The following is a 20729-nucleotide window of genomic DNA, read 5'->3' on the forward strand; positions in this document are numbered from 1 at the left end:
AAAACACCCGGATCCATTCCGAACCCGGCCGTTAAGTGCCGTCGCGCCAATGGTACTGCGTCTCAAGACGTGGGAGAGTAGGTCGCCGCCAAACCTAGTAAAAACCAACATATTCTCTCAATACGATGAAATGTTGCCCGATCGGACAATCCTTGGCGCGGGGTGGAGCAGCCCGGTAGCTCGTCAGGCTCATAACCTGAAGGTCGTAGGTTCAAATCCTACCCCCGCAACCAACGATATATGCGATACCTCCGCTGGTTCTGCCGCGGAGGTTTTTGCTTTTGGAGCCCATGCGATCGGATCGCCAGCAGCCCCCTTTTCAATCAATGACATGGTAGAAGACAAGCCTCTCGCACCAAACACCAACCGCCCCTTGGGGCGGTTTTCTTGTTTTAGGGAGCCTTTGTTCTTCAACAAAGCCGTTTTGCCAAAAGGCGAAAATGGTTCCCTGTTTAGGCCCAGCGCCTGGGGACGCAAATGGATGAAAGCCCGTACATACCACCGATCAGCGGGTAAGATCCTCATCCACGCACTAATTCGCTGCGCCCCTAGGAGGTTCAGACGGCAATACGCGTGACCGATATCGGCGGCAGATCCCGTCCTTCGACCGTCGCGTTGTTCTGGCTGTAGTTGAACCAGAAACACTCGGAGCCCGTGCGCCGTATGCGAATGCCGTCGGGAAGCTCCAGAACTTCCAGCCCGGCACGTTCGGACGCTATGATCAGGGCGTTCTTCAGAGCCTCCTGGTCGAGCCAGCCGTTAAGATACACCATGTTTGCGGAGGAAAGGATCGCCGGTTCGCCGGTGACTAGACGTGCCAGAACGTCTGCGTCACCTTCAACAATTTCGTGATATCCGGAAATCGAGCCGCCGGTTTCGAGGGCCAATGGCATGTCCGGGCGCAGGCTTTCGACCCGCAAGACGGTCAGGTCCAAGCCGGGTAGGGACGGCGGCAGCGGAACGGGGAGACGCATGTTGGCATCCCGCGCGCTCGTGCGCGGACCGAGGACAAAGATTGCGCCGCTGCCCTCCATGGCCCGACGAAAGCCATCGGTGACGTGCATCAGGCCCGGAGCGGCCACAAGCCTGTAACCCGTAAGGTCAGCTGTTTGCGGCAGGATGTCGATCGACCAGCCCAGCCGGCGCATGGCCTTGTAGCTGTCAAAGACCAGATCGAAATAGGTGAGACCCTGACCATGTGGCTGGATCGCCCAGTTCCAGTCGGCCTCATAGTCGAAGATCAACGCCACTTCGGCCTGCTGGTTTGAAACCTCGGGCGCATCGACCAGTTCGCGGGCGACCTGCGCGGCCTCGGTCAGTCCGGGGGCTGCGACACTGTCGGGACGCAACAATCCGGCGTGCATCAATTCCTGCGCCATGGGGGCCTGTCGCCAGCGGAAATAGCAGACGGCTTCGGCACCATGGGCAAAGGCCTCCCAACTCCAGAGACGGACCATGCCGGGCAACGGATCAGGGTTGTAGGGAGCCCAGTTCACGGGGCCGGGCTGTTGTTCCATGACCCACCACCGCCCTTTGCCGACGGCACGGTAGAGGTCATGATGGAACGCCTGAAAATCGGGGTCCCCTTGGCGGGCAAAGCGTCGTTTGTGGGCGTCGTCGGCGGTCACCCGATCTTCGAGAAAGCCCAGCGGATAGCTGTCCCAACTGGCGATTTCGAGATCCTCGCCAACCTTGTAGTGGTCGAAATCGGTGATGCGGCCCATGTAGTTATGAGCAATCGGTGCCTCGGAATGTGCGCGGATGATGTCCACCTGCAACCGGTTGAAGCTGACGACCTGATCCGAACTGAAACGGCGGAAATCCAGAACATGCGATGGATTGGGCTCGGTCACCGTCAGGTTTGGCAGGTCGATCTGATCAAAGCTGTCATAGTCCATCGACCAGAAGACATTGCCCCATGCCGTGTTCAGTGCCTCGATGTCCCCGTCATTGCCCTTGCCCGGATAACGTGCCCGCAGCCAGCCGCGGAAGGCCGTGCGCGCTGCATTGCTGTAAGACAGGATCGTGTCATGGCAGCCGTATTCATTATCGGTCTGCCATGCCGCGACATGAGGATTGCGGCCATACCGTTCCGCCAGTTTCGTGACAATGGTCGCACATTCGCGCCGGTATCCTTCATGGCTGAAGCAGTAGTGGCGGCGAGACCCGAACTTGCGCGGGCGGCCCTGATCATCGACGGCCAGCATGTCGGGATGACGGTCGATCATCCAGCGGGGCGGGGTGGCCGTGGGCGTGCCCAGCACAACCTTGAGACCGGCAGCCCCCAGCACCGAAATGGCATCATCCAGCCAGTCGAAGGCATAATGCCCCGGCTGCGGTTCCAGCCGGGACCAGGCAAACTCGCCAATCCGCACCCAGGTCAGCCCTGCCTCGGCCATGCGGCGGGCGTCTTCTTCCCAAATGTCGCGCGGCCAGTGTTCCGGGTAGTAACAGGTCCCCAGCGTGCGTTTCATGTTGCAGTCCCTTCAGGCTGAAACGAGACGATCGTAGGCCGCAACGATTTCTGCTGCTTTCGCCGCGACGGTTTCGGCGGAGAACCCCGGTTTGTAGATCCCGGTCCCGATGCCAAATCCGGTCACCCCGGCGCTGAACCAGTCGGCGAAGTTGTCCGGCCCCACGCCGCCCACCGCATAGGTGCGCGTGTCAGCGGGCAGGACGGCCTTGATCGCCGCAAGGCCTTTTGTACCGACCAGGAATGCGGGAAAGAATTTCAGCCCGTCCGCGCCATGGCGCAGGGCCGTAAAGCATTCTGTCGGGGTAGCCACTCCCGGATAGGACGCCATGTTCAGGGCCTTGCTGCGGTCGATCACCGCGGGATTGCAGTCGGGAGAGACGATCAGCGTGCCGCCAGCACCATGTACCGCCGTGACATCCTCTGCGCTCAGGACAGTGCCTGCGCCCACCTGCGCCTTGCCCGACAGGCCGTTTGCCAGTGCCTCGATAGAGCACAGCGGCTCAGGTGAGTTGAGCGGCACCTCGATCCGGTCCACGCCCGCCTCGACCAGCGCTTGCCCGATCTCCAGCACCTCTGCGGGTTTTACCCCGCGCAGGATGGCGATGATTTCACGGCTCATATCGACTTCTCCCTGCAGGCGGGCATATCGCGCGCCTGTTCTTCCAAATGTGAATTGCCTTGCCGCACGGTCGCGGGACGACGGATCAGGTCACGTGGCCTTCGATCACCCACATGGTTTCGGGGAAACTCCATGGCAGGGTCAACCCGTGACTCATCAGATAGGCGCCGCTCAGCACCAAAGGTTCGGATTTGATGGCCTGATCGCCGCGCGACAGGGTCGGTGCATCGCCCCGGTTGGCCAGTTCGATGCGGTAGTATTGATCCGGCGATAGCCGGGTCAGCCGCAAGGGACGCGGCGCGATCTGGTCTGAGGTGGCCGCCTTGCCGGCAAAGACGACAAACCGTCCGCCGCCCTGTTCCAGATGCTGTTCGGCGATCACGGCCGGATCGGCACTGTCCAGCCTAAGGATATCGGCCCCCGCCATCCAGCTTCGGTTGTCCTTCCACCACCGGGTGACATTGCTGAGAACCTTGGCCTCTTCATCGGTCAGTTCGCGCGGGTCCATTTCGAACCCCATGTGCCGCTGTGCGGCGACCCATGCGCGGAACCGGATGTCGATCATCCGTCCCGAGGTATGGCAGGTGCGCGGACCGACATGGCTGCCGGTCACGACCAGAGGCAGAAACAGCGCGGCGTTGTGCTGCATCTTCAGCCGTTCGACCGCGTCGTTGCTGTCCGACAGCCAGACCCGGTGCGTTCGGCTGAGAATGCCGAAATCGATCCGACCGCCGCCCGACGCACAGCTTTCGATCTCGACGGTCGGATAGGCCTGCCGCAACCGGTCGATCAGCGCATAGGAGCCGCGCGTCTGCGCGGCGTCTGGCATCGGCAGGACGCGGTTGTGGTCCCATTTGACGTAGTCAATTTCGTGGTCGCCCAGAACCTTGCCGACCCGCTCGAACAGGAAATCCTGCACATCCGGCAGGGCCATGTTCAGCGCCATCTGCTGACGCCCAAGGATCTGGTCCTCTCCACCCAGCGCCCAATCCGGATGGGCGCGGAAGACGTTGCTGTCATGGTTGATCATCTCGGGCTCGAACCAGATGCCAAAGGTCATGCCCAGCGAATGCACATGGTCGATCAGCGGGGGCAGCCCGTCGGGGTATTTGCGCGGATCGACCTCCCAATCGGACAGCGCGCGCGTGTCGTCATCCCGTTCGCCGAACCAGCCGTCATCAAGGACGAAACGTTCGGCCCCCAGTTCGGCGGCACGGCTGGCGATGTCCTTTAGTTCAGGCAGGTTGTGATCGAAATAGACCGCCTCCCAGCAATTGTAGTGGACGGGGCGCGGGCGGGCAGGATCCGGAAACGTCACGATCCGATCGCGCAGGTGGCGTTGAAAGGCGACTGCGCAGCCATTCAGCCCATCGTCCGAGAACATCGCATACAGAGTGGCGGTGGCAAAACGGGTGGCCGGTTCGTTTTCGATCCGCGTGGCGTGGCCGAACTGGACCTGCCGCCGCCCGTCGGGCAGCTCTTCGGCGACCATCCGGTGCCCACCGGACCAGCCATAGTGAAACCCGTAGGCGTGGCCGGAGGCGTTTGTTGCGCCGCGGCATGGGACGATCAGCCCCGGGAAATGTTCATGCCCAGTGCGCCCGGTGCGGTTTTCTCGATACCGGATGCCCGCCGACCATGCCGTGCGGTTCATCTGGAATTCACCGCACCAGCGCCCCGCGAAATCGATCATCTCATCACTGGCCTGCGGCCCGGGAAAGACCGGCGCGCTGAGCCAGTGCAGATGCATCGGTGTCTGGCTTTCGATTTCGGCGCGGGCCTCGATCACATGGGTGTCCGGGTCGATCGAAAACCATGCCCGATAGATCAGGACGCCGGATTGGTCACTGAAGGTCAGCATTAGCTGGTTCTGCGCAACCTCGTCTTCGGCAAAGCAGAATTTCGGCAAGTAGGGACGGCCGTTTTCGCCACGGATCACCAGCCCGGGCTGGCCGGGAAAGGTGCGTGTCGCCTCGGGGCAGATCGACAATTCCGGGTTGCTGTCCAGCATTCCCCCGGTGACATCGATGGCATGCGCCCTTGCAAGCGTTTCGAGGTTTTCCTGTTCCGGCAGCCGCGGCCCCCAATAGACCACCTCGGCGAGGTGGCCTTTTTGAGAGGCCAGAACCAGGGTCTGCCGGCTGTCGTCCAGCCGCCAGGTTCGGATCATTTCACGGCCCCCAGCGTCAGACCGGCGATGAAGTGCCGCTGCATCAGGAAGAACATCAAGACCGGCGGCAGCGCGGCCACGATGGACCCGGCAGAGACCAGATGCCAGGCCGCGACCCACTGACCGTTCAGCGAATAAAGCCCGGCAGTGATCGGCTGATTGTCTGCCCCCTGCGTCAGCACCGTCGCCCAGAAATAGTCGTTCCAGATGAAAGTGAAGATCAGCACCGACAGCGCCGCCAGCGCGGGTTTCATCAGGGGCAGCACCACGAACCAGAAGATGCGCAGTTCGCTCACGCCCTCCACCCGCGACGCCTCGATCAGTTCATAAGGCAGCGCCTTGATGAAATTGCGCATGAACAGGGTGCAGAACCCGGCCTGAAAGGCGATGTGAAACAGGGCCAGCCCGTACCACGTGTTGTACATGCCCAGATTCAGCGTCAGGTCGCGCACCGGCACCATCAGGATCTGGAACGGCACAAAGTTTCCGGCGATGAACATGAAGAAGATCAGCAGGTTGCCCTTGAACCGGTAAACCGCCAGCGCAAAGCCCGTCATGCAGGACAGCGCCACTGCACCGATCACCGTGGGGATCGTCACCTTGAACGAGTTCAGGATGTATTTCCCGATGGGGGTCTGCTGAAAGATCGCGGTGTAGTTTTCCAGCATGTTGAAGCTGGTCGGCCAGCCCCAGTAGTTGCCCGCCGTAATGTCTCCGGCGGAGCGGACAGAGGTCATGGCCACCGCGATCAGCGGCAGCAGCCAGACGATCAGGGCGACAGGCAGGGCGATCTTGTAGATCACCTGGGTGGCGGTCGAGGATTTTTCGATTGGTGTCGGAAACATCTCAGCGCCCCGTCTCGTCTCTGTACATCTTCCAGAGGAACCCGGTGATGTAGACCATCATGATCAGGAACAGCACCACGGCGATGGCCGCGCCATAGCCCATGCGGAACCCGTATTCGGAAAACGCCTGTTCATACATGTAAAAGGCCAGCACGCGGGAGGATCCCCAAGGCCCGCCATCGGTCATGATGGAAATCAGGTCGAACGACCGCAGCGCGCCGATGACCGTGACCACGACGGCGATAAAGGTGGCGGGGCGCAACTGCGGCAGGATCACGTACCACAGCATCTTGGCGCCCTTGGCGTTGTCCAGCCGCGCCGCCTCGATCTGTTCGGGGTCCACGGCGTTCAGGCCTGTCAGATACAGGATCATGCAATAGGCGGTCTGCGGCCACAGACCGGCGGCGATAATGCCGTAGGTCACGTAGTCCTCGTTCGCCAGAACGGCGATGGGTTCGATCCCGAACCAGCCAAGCGCGATGTTCATCAACCCGTAGCTGGGGTCGTAGAACCACGCAAAGACAAGGCCGACGACAACCTGTGAAATTACGAAGGGGAAGAAGAACAGCGACTTGTAGATGCGGATGCCGCGCACGGTCTGGTTCAGGAACAGTGCCACGAACAGGCCCATCGGGATCGCCAGCATGTAGAGTACCAGCCAGATCACGTTGTTCTTGAGCGAGGTATAGAAGGCCTCGTCATCCATCAGTTCGACATAGTTTTCCATGCCGACCCATTCGCGTTCACCCAGACCGTCCCAAGCATAAAAGCTGATGTTGATCGACTGGAAGATCGGGATGATCACATAGAACGCGAACATGAAGATGCCCGGCGCAAGGAAAAGCCAGGGGGCCAGTCTTTGCTGGTTCTGCTTCCACCAGCTTTTGGTGGCGGGCGGATGGGTGTCGGGCACGACCGGGGCCGTCATGATGTCTCCTCCTCCTCGAGTCTGCGGCGCGCGCAAACGAAATGTCCCCCCCCGGGGGCCCGGGGCGGGGACTGCGTTTGTCAGTTCTTATTTGTAGGCGCGGCCACGGACCTTTTCGAGGCGCTCAAGGATCTTGTCCAGGCGCTCGGGCTTGACCATGAACTCCTGGAAGCCTTCCATGCCCGCCTTGGCCATTTCGGCGGGGTAGTCGCGGTCAAAGAACTGCGCGATGCCACCCTCGGTCGAGCTCAGCATCTGATAGCCGGCCTGCAGGAATTTGTCGTCGCCCACTTGGCTGTTCTTGTTGATCGGCAACTGGCCCAGCGTTTCGTTGATCTGGGTCTGGATGTCGGCACGCGCGAGATAGGCGAGGAATTTCTTGGCGTCTTCCTTGTTCTTCGCGTTGGCCGGGATGTGGATGGTGTCGGTCGGCGCCTCTTCGGCCAGCGGCACATCCGGGTTGATCACCGGGAACTGGAAAAAGCCCAGCTGATCGTCGGTCAGGCCGGCCTCGCGCAGCGGTGCCACGGCGAAGTTGCCCATCACGTACATGGCGGCATCGCCCTGCACCATCGGCGCCAGTGCCTCCTGCCAGGAATAGGCGGCGTGGTTTTCAAGGAAGAAACCCGCGTCGAGCAGCTGTTTCCAGTTGTTCATCGTGTCGATGACACGGGGATCGGTCCAGGCGACCTCGCCCTTGCCCAGTGCCATGTGGAAATCATAGCCGTTGGTGCGCAGGTTGATGTAGTCAAAGACACCGCCGGCGGTCCAAAGGTACTTGGTGCCGATGGTGATCGGGGTGACGCCTGCTGCCTTCAGCTTTTCGCCAGCGGCAAGGAATTCGTCCCACGTGGTCGGAACGGCGATGTCGTTCGCCTCGAAGATGTCCTTACGGTAGTACACGCCCCACTGGTAATAGGTATACGGCACGCCCCAGATCTTGCCGTCGATGGTCATGGACCCCAGCGACGACCCGAGCGAATCTTTCAGGCCGTTCTCTTCCCAGACGTCGTCGACCGGCTCGAACAGGCCCGCGTTGACGTAGGGCAGCATTCGGTTGCCTGCGTACCAGTTGGCCAGATCCGGCGCGTCGGCGGTCAGGAAGTTGCGGATCGATGTCTTGTAACCTTCGTGGTCGAACAGGTTCCAGGTCACGGTGATATCGGGGTTTTCGGCCTCAAAACCATCGATCAGCGCCTGAAAGGCAGCCTTCGGGGCCGGATCGGACGTGTCTGTATTGATCACCAACTCGCCTGCCATGGCGATGGACGTGAACATGGTCGATGCCGCAAAGGCGGCGGCGAGTGTCTTCGCGCGGTGGAACATGTGTCTCCCTTTCTCCTCCTAGCGAACCCCTCGAAGGGGGGCGTGAGAGTCCCAAATAGTGGAACTTTCATTTCGCATGTTGATCCTTTAGTCCCATTTTGCTACAAGAGTCAAGAATAAGAAGCCGTACAGCGTCTGAAACGGCAGGGGATCAAGCCTATGAATAACCAGGTCGGATCGGACGGAACGGTCGGCAAAGCGCTGGATGTTCTTGATATTGTCATGGCCTTCGGCAGAGCGGTGCGGTTCTCCGAAATCGTCGAGGCAAGCCCCTATCCCAAGGCCACGTTGCACCGGCTTTTGCAGACTCTGACCAGCCAGCGGATGTTGTCCTACGACGAGGATCGCCACGTCTATGTCGCCGGAATGCGGCTGGTGCGGATCGGGCGTCATGCGTGGAACCAGTCTTCGCTTGCGCCTCTGGCGGATCCCTTCATCGAATCGCTGGCCAATGACGTGAACGAAACGGTGCATCTGGCGCAGATGGAGAACGGCCGCGTCGTGTTCATCGAAAAGAAGACGCCGGGCGCAGGGTTTCAGACCATGGCGCGTCCGGGGCGCCGGTCGCCCGCGCATTGCACGGGGGTGGGCAAGGTCATGCTGGCCTTCATGGATAACGCACATCGCGCAGAGGCGCTGGCCCGGCAGACCTATGAGGCTTTCACGCCCGCGACCCACACCGGGCCGGACACGCTCCTGCCAGAGCTGGAACGGATCCGTGCCGAGGGCGTGGCCTATGATCGCGAAGAGCATGAACAGGGGATCATCAGCATCGCCGCGCCGATCTTTGGCGCGGCCGATCACGTCATCGGGGCAATTTCCGTGGTGACGTCGACGTTCCGGCAATCGCTTGAAGAAATGGAAAAGTTCCGGCCCGCGCTTTTGCGGACCGCCTCGCAGATCGGGGGGGAGGCGGCTGTCTGGCCGTTCCCGATCGCGCAATGAACGTTTAGGGAGAGAGAAAGACCCATGTCAGGTGTCGAACTGAACAGCGCCATCAAGCGCTACGGGGATATTCAGGTCATTCACGGTGTGAATCTGGAAATCGACCACGGTGAATTCTGCGTCTTCGTCGGGCCGTCCGGTTGCGGCAAGTCCACGCTGTTGCGGATGATCGCGGGGTTGGAGGAAACCTCGGACGGTCGGATCAGCATCGGCGGGCGGGACGTGACCAAGGCCGATCCGGCGGATCGCGGGATCGCCATGGTGTTTCAAACCTACGCTCTGTACCCGCATATGACGGTTGAGGAAAACATGGGGTTCGGCCTGAAGATGAACGGCCATCCCAAAGCAGAGATCAAGTCCAAGGTTGCCGAGGCCAGCCGCATCCTGAAGCTGGACGACTACCTGACACGCAAACCCAAGGCCCTGTCCGGTGGTCAGCGACAGCGTGTTGCCATCGGTCGTGCCATTGTGCGCGGACCCGAGGTGTTCCTGTTTGATGAGCCTTTGTCGAACCTTGATGCCGAACTTCGGGTGGACATGCGTGTGGAAATCGCCCGCCTGCACAAGGAAATCGGCGCGACAATGATCTATGTGACCCACGATCAGGTCGAGGCGATGACGCTGGCCGACAAGATCGTCGTTCTGCGTGCTGGCCGGATCGAACAGGTCGGCAGCCCAATGGAACTGTACCAGAATCCCGACAACAAGTTCGTCGCCGGCTTCATCGGCTCGCCCAGCATGAACTTCCTTTCCGGGCAGGTCAGCGGCGGAAAGGTCAAGGTCCCCGCACTGGGCGGGATGGAGATCGCGGCCAATGTCGCGCTGCCCTCCGAAGGGTCTGATGTCTATGTTGGCCTGCGTCCGCAGCAACTGTCCGTCACCGAAGCCGCGTCACCGATCACCATCGATCTGCGCGAAAGGTTGGGCGGGGTCGCCTACGACTATCTGGACACGCCGACGGGCGAACGGATCGTTGTCGAGACCAAGGGCGATGAGGAGATTGCAGAGGGTGCGGCGGTTGCGCTGCATTTCGATGCTGCCGATGCCATGTTCTTTGACGGCAACACCGAAGCGCGGCTGCGCTGATACAAGCCGGGCCGCGTTTCGGTGACGCGGCCCGCCCTTTCGACGGTTCAGATCCTGAGGAACGGCTGCGCCAGTCGCGCCAGTCCCTTCAGCCGCAGCGGCGCGTCGGTCACGGCCAGGCAGATGCAATCCTCGGAAATGTCGGCAACCGGTGTGTGCTGAACCTCTGCATCCGCGATTTCGATATCGCCGCGGGCAAAGTAATCCTCATCATCCTGAAACGCGCCCTGCAGGACCAGCGTCAGTTCCAGACCGTTGTGCCCATGATCTGGCATCGCGGTCCCGGCGGGGATGTACAACAGCCGCGCAGTGGCCTCCGGCGAGGTGGTGAGGATGGCCTGTTTGACCCCCATGCCGACAGGTCGCCATTTCACAGCGTCCAGGGACCCGCCAATGTAGTCCAGCAACGGGCCCGGGGCGACCGGGTCCGCCTTCATTGCCGGGGGTGCCTCGGGCTCTGCCCCACGGATCAGCGCCAAGGCACCGTCAAGGCAGGCGTCGGACACACTGACCGTTTCTGTCTGTTCCAGGACCGCACCGCCAACGGCGTCATGCGCCTCCAACGTTGCGCGGCAGTCGTCGCAGAGCGAGACATGTGTCGCGATGATGAGATTGACCGCCTCGGGCAGGGTGCCCGCGGAATAGCCCATGATAAGGTCTTCGGTCAGGTGATGGTTGATCGTCTTCATGATCAGGTCCTGTCCATAGCGTGTCGCAGGCGCTCCAGCGCCAGCCGTATGCGGGATTTGATCGTCCCGAGGGGGAGCCCGGTCACTTCGGCGATTTCACTGTGTGTCAGATCGCCGAAATAGGCCTTTTCGATCAAATCCCGCTGTTTCGCGGGGAGAGAGGCAATCGCCTCTCCCAGTTGTTCACTTTCCTGTTGCAGGCCCAGCCGATCTTCCTGATCCGGCTCGGCCTCCGGTCCCCAGGGCAGATCTTCGGGTTCGGGACGCCTCTGTCGGCGCAGGACGTCGATCCTGCGATTGCGCGCGATGGTAAAGACCCATGTCGCGACGGAAGCGCGGGTGGGATCGAACAGCCCGGCCTTCTGCCAGACGGTCGCCATCACCTCTTGAACGCATTCTTCGGCCAGTGCTGCATCCGCGCCGGACCGCATGAGGAATGCCTTAACCCTTGGCGCGAAGTGCCGGAACAATGAGACAAAGGCCGCCTCGTCCCGGTCATCGCGTATGCGCATGACCACGGCAGTCCAGTCTTCGACATCGTCAGGTTTGGCGCTCAAGGGTGTCAGCCTGTCTTTCCTCATTGCAAAGCCTTGCCCCGCCGCGGGCGGGGTGACAACGGACGAAGCGTCGCGGCAGGTCATGGGCTCTGTTGCACCAAACATGTGGAAGATACGCGGGCAGGTCATCATTGGATCACATCCCCGCGAAATTTATTTTGCGTCTTTTTTCATCCGGGGCACGCGCCGGGACGTAAGACTAGTCAAAGGACGAAGAAAAAGGACGACCTTTCGCATGCCATTCGAAGCAAGGCCCGCCACCCGCAGAAAGATTGCCGTCATCGGCGGGGGCATCTCCGGTATGGGCGCGGCCCACATGCTGGGCGACCATCATCGCGTCACCCTGATCGAGGCCGAGCCGCGCTTGGGCGGGCATGCCCGGACGCGGCTGGCCGGACGGAATGGGCAGCAGCCGGTGGACACGGGTTTCATTGTCTTCAACTACGCCAACTATCCTTTGCTGACCTCGCTGTTCGAACAGCTTGATGTGCCCGTCGCGAAATCGGACATGAGCTTTTCCGCAAGCCTGCGCGGCGGGGCGATGGAATACGGTCTGCGCGATCTGCGTGCCGTGTTCGCGCAGCGCAGGAACGCGGTGAACCCGCGCTTTCTGAACATGATACGCGACATCATGCGGTTCAACGCGCGCGCGCTCGACCATGCGCAGGATGAGACGCTGTCATTGGGGGACTTCCTGGACCGCATGGGAACGGGGTCGTGGTTTCGCGACTACTACCTGTTGCCTCTCTCCGGCGCGATCTGGTCCACCCCGACGGAGAAGATCCTCGATTTCCCGGCCTATGCGCTGATCCGCTTTTTCGAAAACCACGCCCTGCTCAGCCACACGGGACAGCACCAGTGGTACACGGTCAAAGGCGGCTCGGTCGAATACGTCAACCGACTTGCAGACGATCTGACGACGAAAGGCGTGGCACTGCGGACCGGAACGCCGGTGGCTGGTGTGCAGCGGGTGCCTGCCGGTGTGGAAATCCGCACGCGGGGCGGCGAATGGGAACTGTTCGACGAGGTGGTTTTCGCCACGCATTCGGATGACACCTTGCGCCTGTTGGCAGATCCGCGCGGCGCTGAATATGCGGCGCTGTCCCGGATCGCCTATCAGCCGAACCGGGTCGTGCTGCATTCCGATACCTCTCTCATGCCAAGGCGGCGGGCGTGCTGGTCGTCGTGGAACTACACCGAAGCGCCGCAGAAGCGGCTGAACACCATCGATCTCACCTACTGGATGAACTGCCTGCAGCCGATCCCCGAAGACGATCCGCATTTTGTCACCCTGAACACCACGCGTCCCATTCGCGAAGACCTGATCCATGACGAAGTCGTTCTGCGCCATCCTGTCTTTGACGCGGGCGCGCTGGATGCGCAGCGGCAGATCGCGGCGATGAACGGGACCAGTGGCACATGGTTCTGCGGCGCATGGATGAAGAACGGCTTTCACGAGGACGGATTGTCCAGCGCGGCGGATGTGGCCGGGGCGATCCTTGCGCGCGGTACGCTGTCGGAGGTGGCATGACCGGCGTCGATCTGATCCGGGGGCATACCTTTCACGGGCGCAAGGGCGCCGTGACCAATGCCTTTCGCTACTCGGTGGATTTTGTCCTGCTGGATGCAGAGTCCGAGGTGCGAAGCCCCTTGTTGTTCTCTCGCAATGCGGCGAACCTGGCCTCCTTGCTGGACCGGGACCATGGCGGGGTGCCGAAAGCGGGGCGTGGGGCGGTATGGGCGCGTGAGGTGTTTGCAACCCACGGTATCCGTTTCGATGGGCCTCTGATGCTGTTGGCGCAACCCCGTCTTCTGGGCCATGTGTTCAATCCGGTGTCGTTCTGGCTGGCCTATGAGGATGGCGCGCTGCGCGCAGTGATCGCCGAGGTGTCGAACACCTTTGGCGACCGCCATTCTTACCTTTGCGCTCGCGCGGACGGCCATCCGATTCAGCCTGAGAACCGTATCGAAGCGAAGAAACTGTTCCATGTCTCTCCCTTTCAGCCGGTGGCCGGGGGGTATCGGTTCCGGTTCGATATCGGCGCGGAGCGGATCGGCGTCTGGATCGAATATGACCATGCCGACGGAGGTTTGATTGCGACGCTTTGCGGAAGCCGTGCGCCGCTGACCAACGGCGGCATCCTGCGCTCCGCGATCCGGCGGCCCTTTGGCGCGCGGCGTGTTCTGGCCCTGATTCACTGGCAGGCGCTGAAGCTGTGGTGGAAGGGCGCGCGCTATCGGACGCGGCCCGAACCGCCCGCGATGGAGGTGAGCGGCTGCGGCACCACTACCGGAATGAAGGAGGCATCGTGATGATCAGCCTGACTTACGTTTTGTTCGGCGTTTTCCTGACGCTGGTGCTGGGCGCGGTGTATCAGCGCCACTTCACCTTTACCGCTCAGCGGCCGCAGGACTACGCCGGCGATCAGGGCGCCAATCTGGATATCCGCACCCATCTGAACGGTCCGCTGATCTGTGAGGGCGTGATCTATGGTCCCACGGGCCGTGTAGCCTCGCGTTTTGTGGGAGAGTTCGAGGCCCAGTGGAGCGGTAATCAGGGGGTGATGAAAGAGCATTTCCGCTATGATTCAGGGGCCGAGCAGCATCGCGAATGGCATCTGACGCTTGGCAATGACGGGCGCATCCGTGCGACCGCTGCTGATGTCGTGGGAGAAGGGCAGGGGCAACAAAGCGGGCCTTCGGTCCAGTTGCGCTATCGCATCCGCCTGCCGGAGGATTCCGGCGGCCACGTTCTGGACACCACCGATTGGATGTATCTCACGCCGAATGGAACCATCGTGAACCGCTCGCAGTTCCGAAAGTTCGGGATCAAGGTCGCCGAATTGGTGGCGACCATGCGACAGAAGGAAACGGCGTGAGACAGTGGCGGGGCAAGAAATACTGGCTGGTGGGAGCAAGCGAGGGTCTGGGTGAGGCCCTTGCACGCCGGTTGAGCGCCGAAGGTGTCGAATTGATCCTCAGCGCCCGGTCAGAGGACAAGCTGAAGGCCTTGGCCGAGGCGCTGCCCGGTCCGGCGCAGGTCGAACCTGTCGATGTGACCGACGCCGAGGCATTGGAAGCGGTGGCCTCCCGAATTGGCGCGTTTGACGGTGTGATCCAGGTGGCCGGTGTCTACTGGCCCTTCGGCGCGCAGGACTGGGATGCGGACAAGGCCAACACCATGGCCGATGTGAATTTCACCGGCGCCATGCGGCTTGCCGGGGTGGTGGTGCCCCGCTTTGTCGCGCGCGGTCAGGGGCATTTTGTGCTGACGGGTTCATTGTCGGGATATCGGGGTTTGCCGGGCGCGGCGGCCTATGTGTCCTCCAAGGCGGGTGTGATGGCCCTGGCAGAGTCGCTCTATGCCGATCTGCGCAAGACCGGCGTGCAGATGCAGCTGCTGATCCCCGGCTATATCCGCACCCGCCTGACCGAGAAGAACGACTTTTCCATGCCGTTTATCATGGATCCGGAGGACGCCGCCGAGGTCTGTTTCAAACACATGTCCGGGACGGGGTTCCAGCGGGCCTTTCCGCGCGGGTTTTCCCTGTTGTTCCGTGGCAGCCAGTTTTTGCCGGACTGGCTCTATTTTCGGCTTTTTGCTTAAGGTCAAAGTGGCGTACTTCTTTTCAGGTCATCTAAGGATGAATGGATCAGGAGGACTCGCGACATGGAAAATATCAGCCCGAACAAGGTGGCCGCCGTCATTCTCATGGCGCGCGAGTTGAATCGCGCCGAAGGGGAGCTGCGCGGCCTGATCGATCGGATGGACGAAGAGGAACAGGCCGCACTGGTTGCGGTCATGTGGGTCGGGCGTGGTGCCTTCGAGCCAGAGGATTGGGCAGAGGCCTATGAGACGGCGATGGCAGAGGCGACGACACCGACAGCCGACTACCTGATCGGAACGCCGCATCTGGCCGACAACCTTGAGGCCGGGCTTGAAGCCTATGGTTTCAATGCGGCCGGGGAAGAGGACGACCTCCTGCGCCGAGGGGCTTGAGTTTAGGGACTGGGGCGCCGCTCGTCCCGGACCTCGTCCGGAACGTCGCCCCGCCCGCCGTCCCACCTTGGCGCACCCCGCTACTTCAGCGCAGGGCGCGCCCCTTGAGAATGGCGGCATCGCCGAATTTCGCGCGGATCGCGTCGGTTGCGCGCTCCGCCTTGGCCCGGGTGACGGCCTGTGGATCCAATAGATCGCCCGACGTGTCGGCCTGCGCCTCTGGAACAAGGTCCGAAATCCCCGCGCCAATCAGGCGGTAGGGCTGGCCCGGCGGCATCTGGTCGAACAGCGCTCGCGCGGTGCGATAGATCCGGTCGGCGATCTGGGTGGCATCCGGCAGCGCGGTGCGTCGCGTCACGACGCGAAAATCCGAACGTCGCAGTTTCAGCGTCACGACGCGCCCCGCCGTCCCTTTTGCCTTGGCGCGGTCCGCAACCTTTTCCGCCATTCGCCAGAGATGCCCGTCCAGAATGTCCGGATCGGCGGTATCCTCGTTGAAGGTGGTCTCATTCGAGATCGATTTCATCGGCGCGTTGCGGGTGACGCGGCGGTGATCCTCTCCCCGCGCCAGATGCCACAGCCGGTCGCCCATAGAGCCAAAGCGGGCCGTCAGGTCGCGTTTGTCCCAGCGCAAGAGATCCTCGAACGTGCGAATACCCGCGCGTTCCAGGGATTCCTGCGTCGCCATGCCGACGCCCCAGATCAGGCGGATCGGTTTGGGGCGCAGAAAGGCCTGAGTTTCGGCGGCGCCGATCACGGCAAAGCCCTGCGGCTTGTCCAGATCCGATGCGATCTTGGCCAGGAACTTGTTGTGCGACAGGCCGATGGACCCGGTGACGCCCAGTTCGGTTTTCATCCGCTTGACCAGTCGGGCCAGCATGACGGCGGGCGGCGCGCCGTGCAGTCGCGCGGTTCCGGTCAGGTCCAGAAAGGCCTCATCCAGGGACAGTGGTTCAATCGCGGGGGTCAATTCTTCCATCATGGACCGGATCTGTCGGCTGACCTCGGCGTAGACGGACATGCGCGGCTTGACGACCACCGCGTCGGGACATAGGTCCAGCGCCTTGAACATCGGCATGGCCGACCGCACGCCGCGTATGCGCGCGACATAGCAGGCGGTCGACACGACACCGCGCCGGCCGCCGCCGATGATCACCGGCTTGTCGGCGAGGTCCGGGTTGTCGCGTTTCTCGACGCTTGCGTAAAACGCATCACAGTCCATATGCGCTATGGAAAGGTCCCAAAGTTCGTCATGCGCAAGGACACGCGGCCGCCCGCAGGCCGGACAGCGGGCGCCGTTTTCGAATTGGGTCATGCAATCGCGGCAAAGGGCTGGCATGACCTCAATATAAACCGCGATGGGAAAGGGTGCCATGAGCGATGCGCGTGAAAACTTCGCCGGGGCGAAGGTGATGCTGTTTGCCGGGCCATTGCTGATCGTGCTGAGGCGGGATCACACGCCGGGTATCCCCTGGCCCGGTTTTCTGGATTTCCCGGGTGGTGCGCGCGACGGGGAAGAAAGCCCCGAGGCCTGTGCCCTGCGAGAAACCCGTGAGGAGATCGGGCTGATCGTTCAAGTAAAGGCGTTGCAACTGGCGCATCTCAGGGAGGTCCGTGGCAAGCGCAGCTGGTTTTTCGCCGCGCATCTGCCAGCCTCCGCCGTGAACGACGTGGTTTTTGGCAACGAAGGTGATGGCTGGGACGCGATTCCGCCCATGGATTTCGTCGAGGCAAAGGATGCGATCCCGCATTTTCGCGAAATCCTGCACGCGTATCTGAAGAAAAAGCCGGGACCCGCTGGGTAGGGCGGGCCCCGGCAGTCAACCGCAGTTTCCGAGGGACAAAGGAAAACTGCGGAGAGGCTCATACAGGCGATGATGAGCCGGAAAAAAACTCAGGCGGCCAGTTCGACCTCTGGTGCGGGCAGGTCGGGCAGGCGGACCTGCATTATCTCGGGGGTGCCAAGGCGCAGGCGGGCGCGAATCCACAGCCCGCGGGCGGCCTCTTCGAATTCGGTCGTGATCGGCGCGGCGTATTGGCTCGCAATCCGCAAGATCCCCTGCGGCGTGACGACAGTGACCAGGGCCTCGAAGCATTGTTCGGCGGCGTTGTAACGCACCTGGTCGATGCGGGGATGCCAACTGCTCATATCAGTCTCCTAATCTCGGCCTCTTCGGGGCCTGTGGATAAGATATAGGTTGACCGTGTTCTGATTTCATCACCCGCGCAGGTCAGGAAAACCTCCGTCTGGCAAGAAAGATTCGCGAATTTTCGCCTGTTTCGCAGGAATTTGGCGGAGATTCGCCGCAGTCCCAGCAACCCGGGAACCGATCCAAGGGCTGAGGCGTTTTAACCTGTCGCTGCAAGCTGCACGGACCTGGATTTGGCGGTCCGCAGCCCTTTCCGGCTCTCCACATCCCCCACGGCCCCTGCTATGACACCCCTGACCGAATTCAGGAGGCAGAGCCCATGAAACCCGTCATCCTTACCATCCTAGACGGTTGGGGCCTACGCGAGGACGAGGCGAACAATGCGCCGAAGCTCGCCCATACACCCACCATGGACCGGCTGACAGCCACCTGTCCGCACGCGACCCTGATCACCCATGGCCCGGATGTCGGTCTGCCGACAGGGCAGATGGGCAATTCCGAGGTTGGCCATACGAACATCGGCGCGGGCCGCGTGGTTGCGATGGATCTGGGCCAGATCGATCTGGCCATCGAAGACGGCTCATTCTTTGAAAACGATCAGATCCTGAGTTTTGCCGCAAAGGTCAAAGAGGCGGGCGGGACGGCTCATCTGATGGGGCTTACCTCGGATGGCGGTGTGCATTCGCACAGTTCGCACCTCTTGGCGGCGGCGAAGGCGCTGACCGATCAGGGGCTGAAAGTGTCGGTTCATGTCATCACCGACGGGCGCGATGTGCCGCCGGACTCGGCCAAGGCGCAGGTCGACGCGTTTGAACAGGCGCTGCCCGAGGGGGCAAGGATCGTCTCGGTCACTGGCCGCTATTACGCGATGGACCGCGACAATCGGTGGGAACGTGTCGAAAAGGCCTATCGCGCCATGATCGAAGGCGATGCCCCCACGCAGCCGGATGCCACGACGGGCATTCAGGCCAGCTATGACGCGGACAAGGCGGATGAATTTATCCTGCCGTTCGTGATCGACGGCTACAAAGGCGTGCAGCCGGGCGACGGCGTCTTTTTCGTCAACTTCCGCGCGGACCGCGCGCGCGAAATCCTTGCCGCGATCGGGGATGCGTCTTTCGACGGTTTTGACCGGGACAAGAAAGACTTCTCGGCTCTGCTGGGGATGGTCGAATACTCCGACGCTCACAACGCCTACATGACCACCGCCTATCCGAAACGGGAAATCGTCAATACCTTGGGCGAATGGGTGGCCAAGCAGGACAAGACGCAGTTCCGTCTGGCCGAGACGGAAAAATACCCGCATGTGACCTTCTTCCTGAATGGCGGCAAGGAAACGCCGGAACCGCATGAGGACCGTTTCATGCCCAAATCGCCCAAGGTGGCGACCTATGACATGCAGCCGGAAATGTCGTCAGGCGAGGTCACGGATAAATTCCTGGAGGCGATCGACCACGGGTATGACCTGATTGTCGTGAACTATGCCAATCCGGACATGGTGGGCCACACCGGCGATTTGCAGGCCGCGATGAAAGCCTGCGAGGCCGTGGACGCGGGCCTCGGCCGGGTGGTCGCAAAGCTGGAAGAAACCGGCGGGGCGTTGTTGGTGATCGCCGATCACGGAAATTGCGAAACCATGGTGGACCCGGAAACCGGCGGGCCGCACACCGCCCACACCACCAACCTTGTACCCGTCATCCTCTTTGGTGGACCAGAGGGGGTGCAACTGCGCGATGGCCGTCTGGCTGACGTTGCGCCGACCCTGCTGCAACTGATGGACCTGCCAAAGCCAGAGGAAATGACCGGGGAGAGCCTGATCGCGTGAAACGCCTTGCGCTGTTGATTGCCCTCTGGGCCGCGCCGCTGACCGCGCAGGACGCGGGAGAGCAGGCGCGCGCGGCGGCAGAGGCGCTTGAAGCCGCTTCTGTCCTGTTGGGCACCGCCGAAGAGGCGCAGGACCGGGTTGCGGCGCTGACCGACACGGTGCGCGCCTACGAGGACGGGCTGGCCGCCATGCGCGAAGGGCTGCGCGCGGCGGCGATCCGCGAAACGGAACTCAGCCGCAAGCTGGCCGCGCAAGAGGCCGAGGTGGCCTCACTGCTGGGCGCGCTGATGGCGGTGGGTGACCGCGCCGCGCCTCAGACCCTGTTCCATCCTGAGGGGCCGCTGGGGGCCGCGCGTTCTGGCATGCTGGTTGCCGCCGTCACGCCGGGGCTGGCGGCCAAGGCATCGGCGCTGCGATCCGATCTGGAAGAGGTCAGCGCCCTGCGCGCCCTGCAGCAAAGCGCGGCTGACACGTTGCAGGAGGGGCTGACAGACGCGCAAAAGGCGCGCACCGCCCTGTCACAGGCCATCGCCGACCGCACCGACCTGCCGCGCCGGTTCAAGGATGACCCGATCCGCACTGCCATCCTGATTTCGGCCACCGAGACGTTGCAGGGTTTTGCCTCCGGGCTGGCACAAATCGCGGAAGAGGATCAGGGCCCGCCGCTGCCGCCGGTCATGGACCTGAAAGGCACGCTGCCACTGCCGGTGCGCGGCGTCGTCCTGCATGAGGCCGGAGACCGCGATGCTGCGGGCGTGTCACGCCCCGGTGTGGTGATCGCCACCCGCCCCGGTGCCCTTGTGACCACGCCGACAGCGGCAACGATCCGCTACAATGGCCCGCTTCTGGACTATGGTTTTGTAACGATCCTTGAACCGCAGGCCGATGTCATGTTCGTCTTGGCGGGGCTGGACGTGGTTTATGGAGAAATCGGTCAGGTGCTGCCTGCGGGATCTCCGGTTGGCCTCATGGGCGGGAGCATTGACAATAATGTGTCACCTTCCGGTGATGGGACTGGCGCAGGCAGAACGGAAACGCTCTATATAGAGGTCAGAGAGGGCGACGTGCCCGAAGATCCACTGCGGTGGTTCGCAACCGACAAGGGATGATTGA

The 20729-nt window shown here is 62.0% G+C and carries 20 protein-coding genes, 1 tRNA gene and 1 rRNA gene; 12 read left to right on the forward strand and 10 right to left on the reverse strand.

What is annotated here, in order from left to right:
* Together rrf and ACTXGA_RS15880 are read left to right on the forward strand one after the other, a co-directional pair.
* Positions 1 to 94, forward strand: a 5S ribosomal RNA gene (rrf, locus tag ACTXGA_RS15875); the annotation flags it as partial.
* Positions 95 to 156: 62 nt separating this feature from the next.
* Positions 157 to 233, forward strand: a tRNA-Met gene (locus tag ACTXGA_RS15880).
* Positions 234 to 557: 324 nt separating this feature from the next.
* Here ACTXGA_RS15880 and ACTXGA_RS15885 read toward each other — a convergent pair.
* The 6 genes from ACTXGA_RS15885 to ACTXGA_RS15910 form a co-directional block, all read right to left on the reverse strand.
* Positions 558 to 2474: a beta-galactosidase gene (locus ACTXGA_RS15885; protein ID WP_443395312.1), complete on the reverse strand. Its 1917-nt coding sequence runs from the start codon at positions 2472 to 2474 to the stop codon at positions 558 to 560.
* A gap of 12 nt (positions 2475 to 2486) precedes the next feature.
* Positions 2487 to 3095, reverse strand: a complete 609-nt coding sequence (locus ACTXGA_RS15890; RefSeq protein ID WP_443395314.1) for a 2-dehydro-3-deoxy-6-phosphogalactonate aldolase — start codon at positions 3093 to 3095, stop codon at positions 2487 to 2489.
* 85 nt (positions 3096 to 3180) lie between these two features.
* Positions 3181 to 5265, reverse strand: coding sequence for an alpha-galactosidase (locus ACTXGA_RS15895; RefSeq protein WP_443395316.1), 2085 nt, complete (start codon positions 5263 to 5265; stop codon positions 3181 to 3183).
* Positions 5262 to 6110 (reverse strand): carbohydrate ABC transporter permease, encoded by an 849-nt coding sequence (locus ACTXGA_RS15900; RefSeq protein WP_443395318.1) that lies wholly within the window; start codon positions 6108 to 6110, stop codon positions 5262 to 5264. Before ACTXGA_RS15900 ends, ACTXGA_RS15895 begins: the two co-directional genes overlap by 4 nt.
* 1 nt (position 6111) lies before the next feature.
* Positions 6112 to 7038 carry a carbohydrate ABC transporter permease gene (locus ACTXGA_RS15905; protein ID WP_443395320.1) on the reverse strand — a complete coding sequence of 309 codons (927 nt, stop codon included), beginning with the start codon at positions 7036 to 7038 and terminating at the stop codon, positions 6112 to 6114.
* 87 nt (positions 7039 to 7125) lie between these two features.
* On the reverse strand, positions 7126 to 8364 hold the full coding sequence (locus ACTXGA_RS15910; RefSeq protein WP_443395322.1) for an ABC transporter substrate-binding protein: 1239 nt from the start codon (positions 8362 to 8364) through the stop codon (positions 7126 to 7128).
* A gap of 159 nt (positions 8365 to 8523) precedes the next feature.
* On the opposite strand from ACTXGA_RS15910, the gene ACTXGA_RS15915 reads away from it, so the two are divergent.
* Together ACTXGA_RS15915 and ACTXGA_RS15920 are read left to right on the forward strand one after the other, a co-directional pair.
* A complete protein-coding gene (locus ACTXGA_RS15915; protein WP_443395324.1) occupies positions 8524 to 9309 on the forward strand; it encodes an IclR family transcriptional regulator in 786 nt (261 codons plus the stop codon).
* Positions 9310 to 9333: 24 nt separating this feature from the next.
* On the forward strand, positions 9334 to 10395 hold the full coding sequence (locus ACTXGA_RS15920; RefSeq protein WP_443395326.1) for an ABC transporter ATP-binding protein: 1062 nt from the start codon (positions 9334 to 9336) through the stop codon (positions 10393 to 10395).
* Positions 10396 to 10442: 47 nt separating this feature from the next.
* On the opposite strand, the gene ACTXGA_RS15925 is transcribed toward ACTXGA_RS15920, so the two are convergent.
* Entirely contained in the window at positions 10443 to 11084 is a 642-nt protein-coding gene (locus tag ACTXGA_RS15925) for a ChrR family anti-sigma-E factor (RefSeq protein ID WP_443395328.1), read from the reverse strand.
* A gap of 2 nt (positions 11085 to 11086) precedes the next feature.
* Positions 11087 to 11596 (reverse strand): sigma-70 family RNA polymerase sigma factor, encoded by a 510-nt coding sequence (locus ACTXGA_RS15930; protein ID WP_443395579.1) that lies wholly within the window; start codon positions 11594 to 11596, stop codon positions 11087 to 11089.
* Between the two features lie 280 nt (positions 11597 to 11876).
* Here ACTXGA_RS15930 and ACTXGA_RS15935 point away from each other — a divergent pair, with 280 nt between their 5' ends.
* The 5 genes from ACTXGA_RS15935 to ACTXGA_RS15955 all read left to right on the forward strand — a co-directional run bounded on the left by ACTXGA_RS15935 (position 11877) and on the right by ACTXGA_RS15955 (position 15641).
* Positions 11877 to 13172, forward strand: coding sequence for an NAD(P)/FAD-dependent oxidoreductase (locus ACTXGA_RS15935; RefSeq protein WP_443395329.1), 1296 nt, complete (start codon positions 11877 to 11879; stop codon positions 13170 to 13172).
* Complete coding sequence (locus tag ACTXGA_RS15940) at positions 13169 to 13954, forward strand: DUF1365 domain-containing protein (protein ID WP_443395331.1); 786 nt, start codon at positions 13169 to 13171, stop codon at positions 13952 to 13954. The genes ACTXGA_RS15935 and ACTXGA_RS15940 overlap by 4 nt, the downstream gene beginning before the upstream one ends.
* Positions 13954 to 14520 carry a DUF3833 domain-containing protein gene (locus tag ACTXGA_RS15945; RefSeq protein WP_443395333.1) on the forward strand — a complete coding sequence of 189 codons (567 nt, stop codon included), beginning with the start codon at positions 13954 to 13956 and terminating at the stop codon, positions 14518 to 14520. The genes ACTXGA_RS15940 and ACTXGA_RS15945 overlap by 1 nt, the downstream gene beginning before the upstream one ends.
* Positions 14517 to 15248 (forward strand): SDR family NAD(P)-dependent oxidoreductase, encoded by a 732-nt coding sequence (locus ACTXGA_RS15950; RefSeq protein ID WP_443395335.1) that lies wholly within the window; start codon positions 14517 to 14519, stop codon positions 15246 to 15248. The genes ACTXGA_RS15945 and ACTXGA_RS15950 overlap by 4 nt, the downstream gene beginning before the upstream one ends.
* 63 nt (positions 15249 to 15311) lie before the next feature.
* Entirely contained in the window at positions 15312 to 15641 is a 330-nt protein-coding gene (locus ACTXGA_RS15955; RefSeq protein ID WP_443395337.1) for a DUF3775 domain-containing protein, read from the forward strand.
* Positions 15642 to 15726: 85 nt separating this feature from the next.
* Here ACTXGA_RS15955 and ACTXGA_RS15960 read toward each other — a convergent pair whose 3' ends face one another.
* Complete coding sequence (locus tag ACTXGA_RS15960) at positions 15727 to 16980, reverse strand: DNA polymerase IV (RefSeq protein ID WP_443395580.1); 1254 nt, start codon at positions 16978 to 16980, stop codon at positions 15727 to 15729.
* Between the two features lie 34 nt (positions 16981 to 17014).
* Between ACTXGA_RS15960 and ACTXGA_RS15965 the strand changes: the two genes are divergently transcribed.
* Positions 17015 to 17446 (forward strand): NUDIX domain-containing protein, encoded by a 432-nt coding sequence (locus ACTXGA_RS15965; protein ID WP_443395338.1) that lies wholly within the window; start codon positions 17015 to 17017, stop codon positions 17444 to 17446.
* A gap of 89 nt (positions 17447 to 17535) precedes the next feature.
* Here the strand turns inward: ACTXGA_RS15965 and ACTXGA_RS15970 are convergent, their stop codons facing one another.
* Positions 17536 to 17790, reverse strand: coding sequence for a hypothetical protein (locus tag ACTXGA_RS15970; protein ID WP_443395339.1), 255 nt, complete (start codon positions 17788 to 17790; stop codon positions 17536 to 17538).
* 320 nt (positions 17791 to 18110) lie between these two features.
* Here ACTXGA_RS15970 and gpmI point away from each other — a divergent pair, with 320 nt between their 5' ends.
* Positions 18111 to 19616 (forward strand): 2,3-bisphosphoglycerate-independent phosphoglycerate mutase, encoded by a 1506-nt coding sequence (gene gpmI, locus ACTXGA_RS15975; RefSeq protein ID WP_443395341.1) that lies wholly within the window; start codon positions 18111 to 18113, stop codon positions 19614 to 19616.
* Positions 19613 to 20725: a murein hydrolase activator EnvC family protein gene (locus ACTXGA_RS15980; RefSeq protein WP_443395342.1), complete on the forward strand. Its 1113-nt coding sequence runs from the start codon at positions 19613 to 19615 to the stop codon at positions 20723 to 20725. Before gpmI ends, ACTXGA_RS15980 begins: the two co-directional genes overlap by 4 nt.
* Positions 20726 to 20729 lie beyond the last annotated feature (4 nt).

This window comes from Antarctobacter jejuensis (assembly GCF_052266595.1).
Taxonomy (GTDB): Bacteria; Pseudomonadota; Alphaproteobacteria; order Rhodobacterales; family Rhodobacteraceae; genus Antarctobacter; species Antarctobacter jejuensis.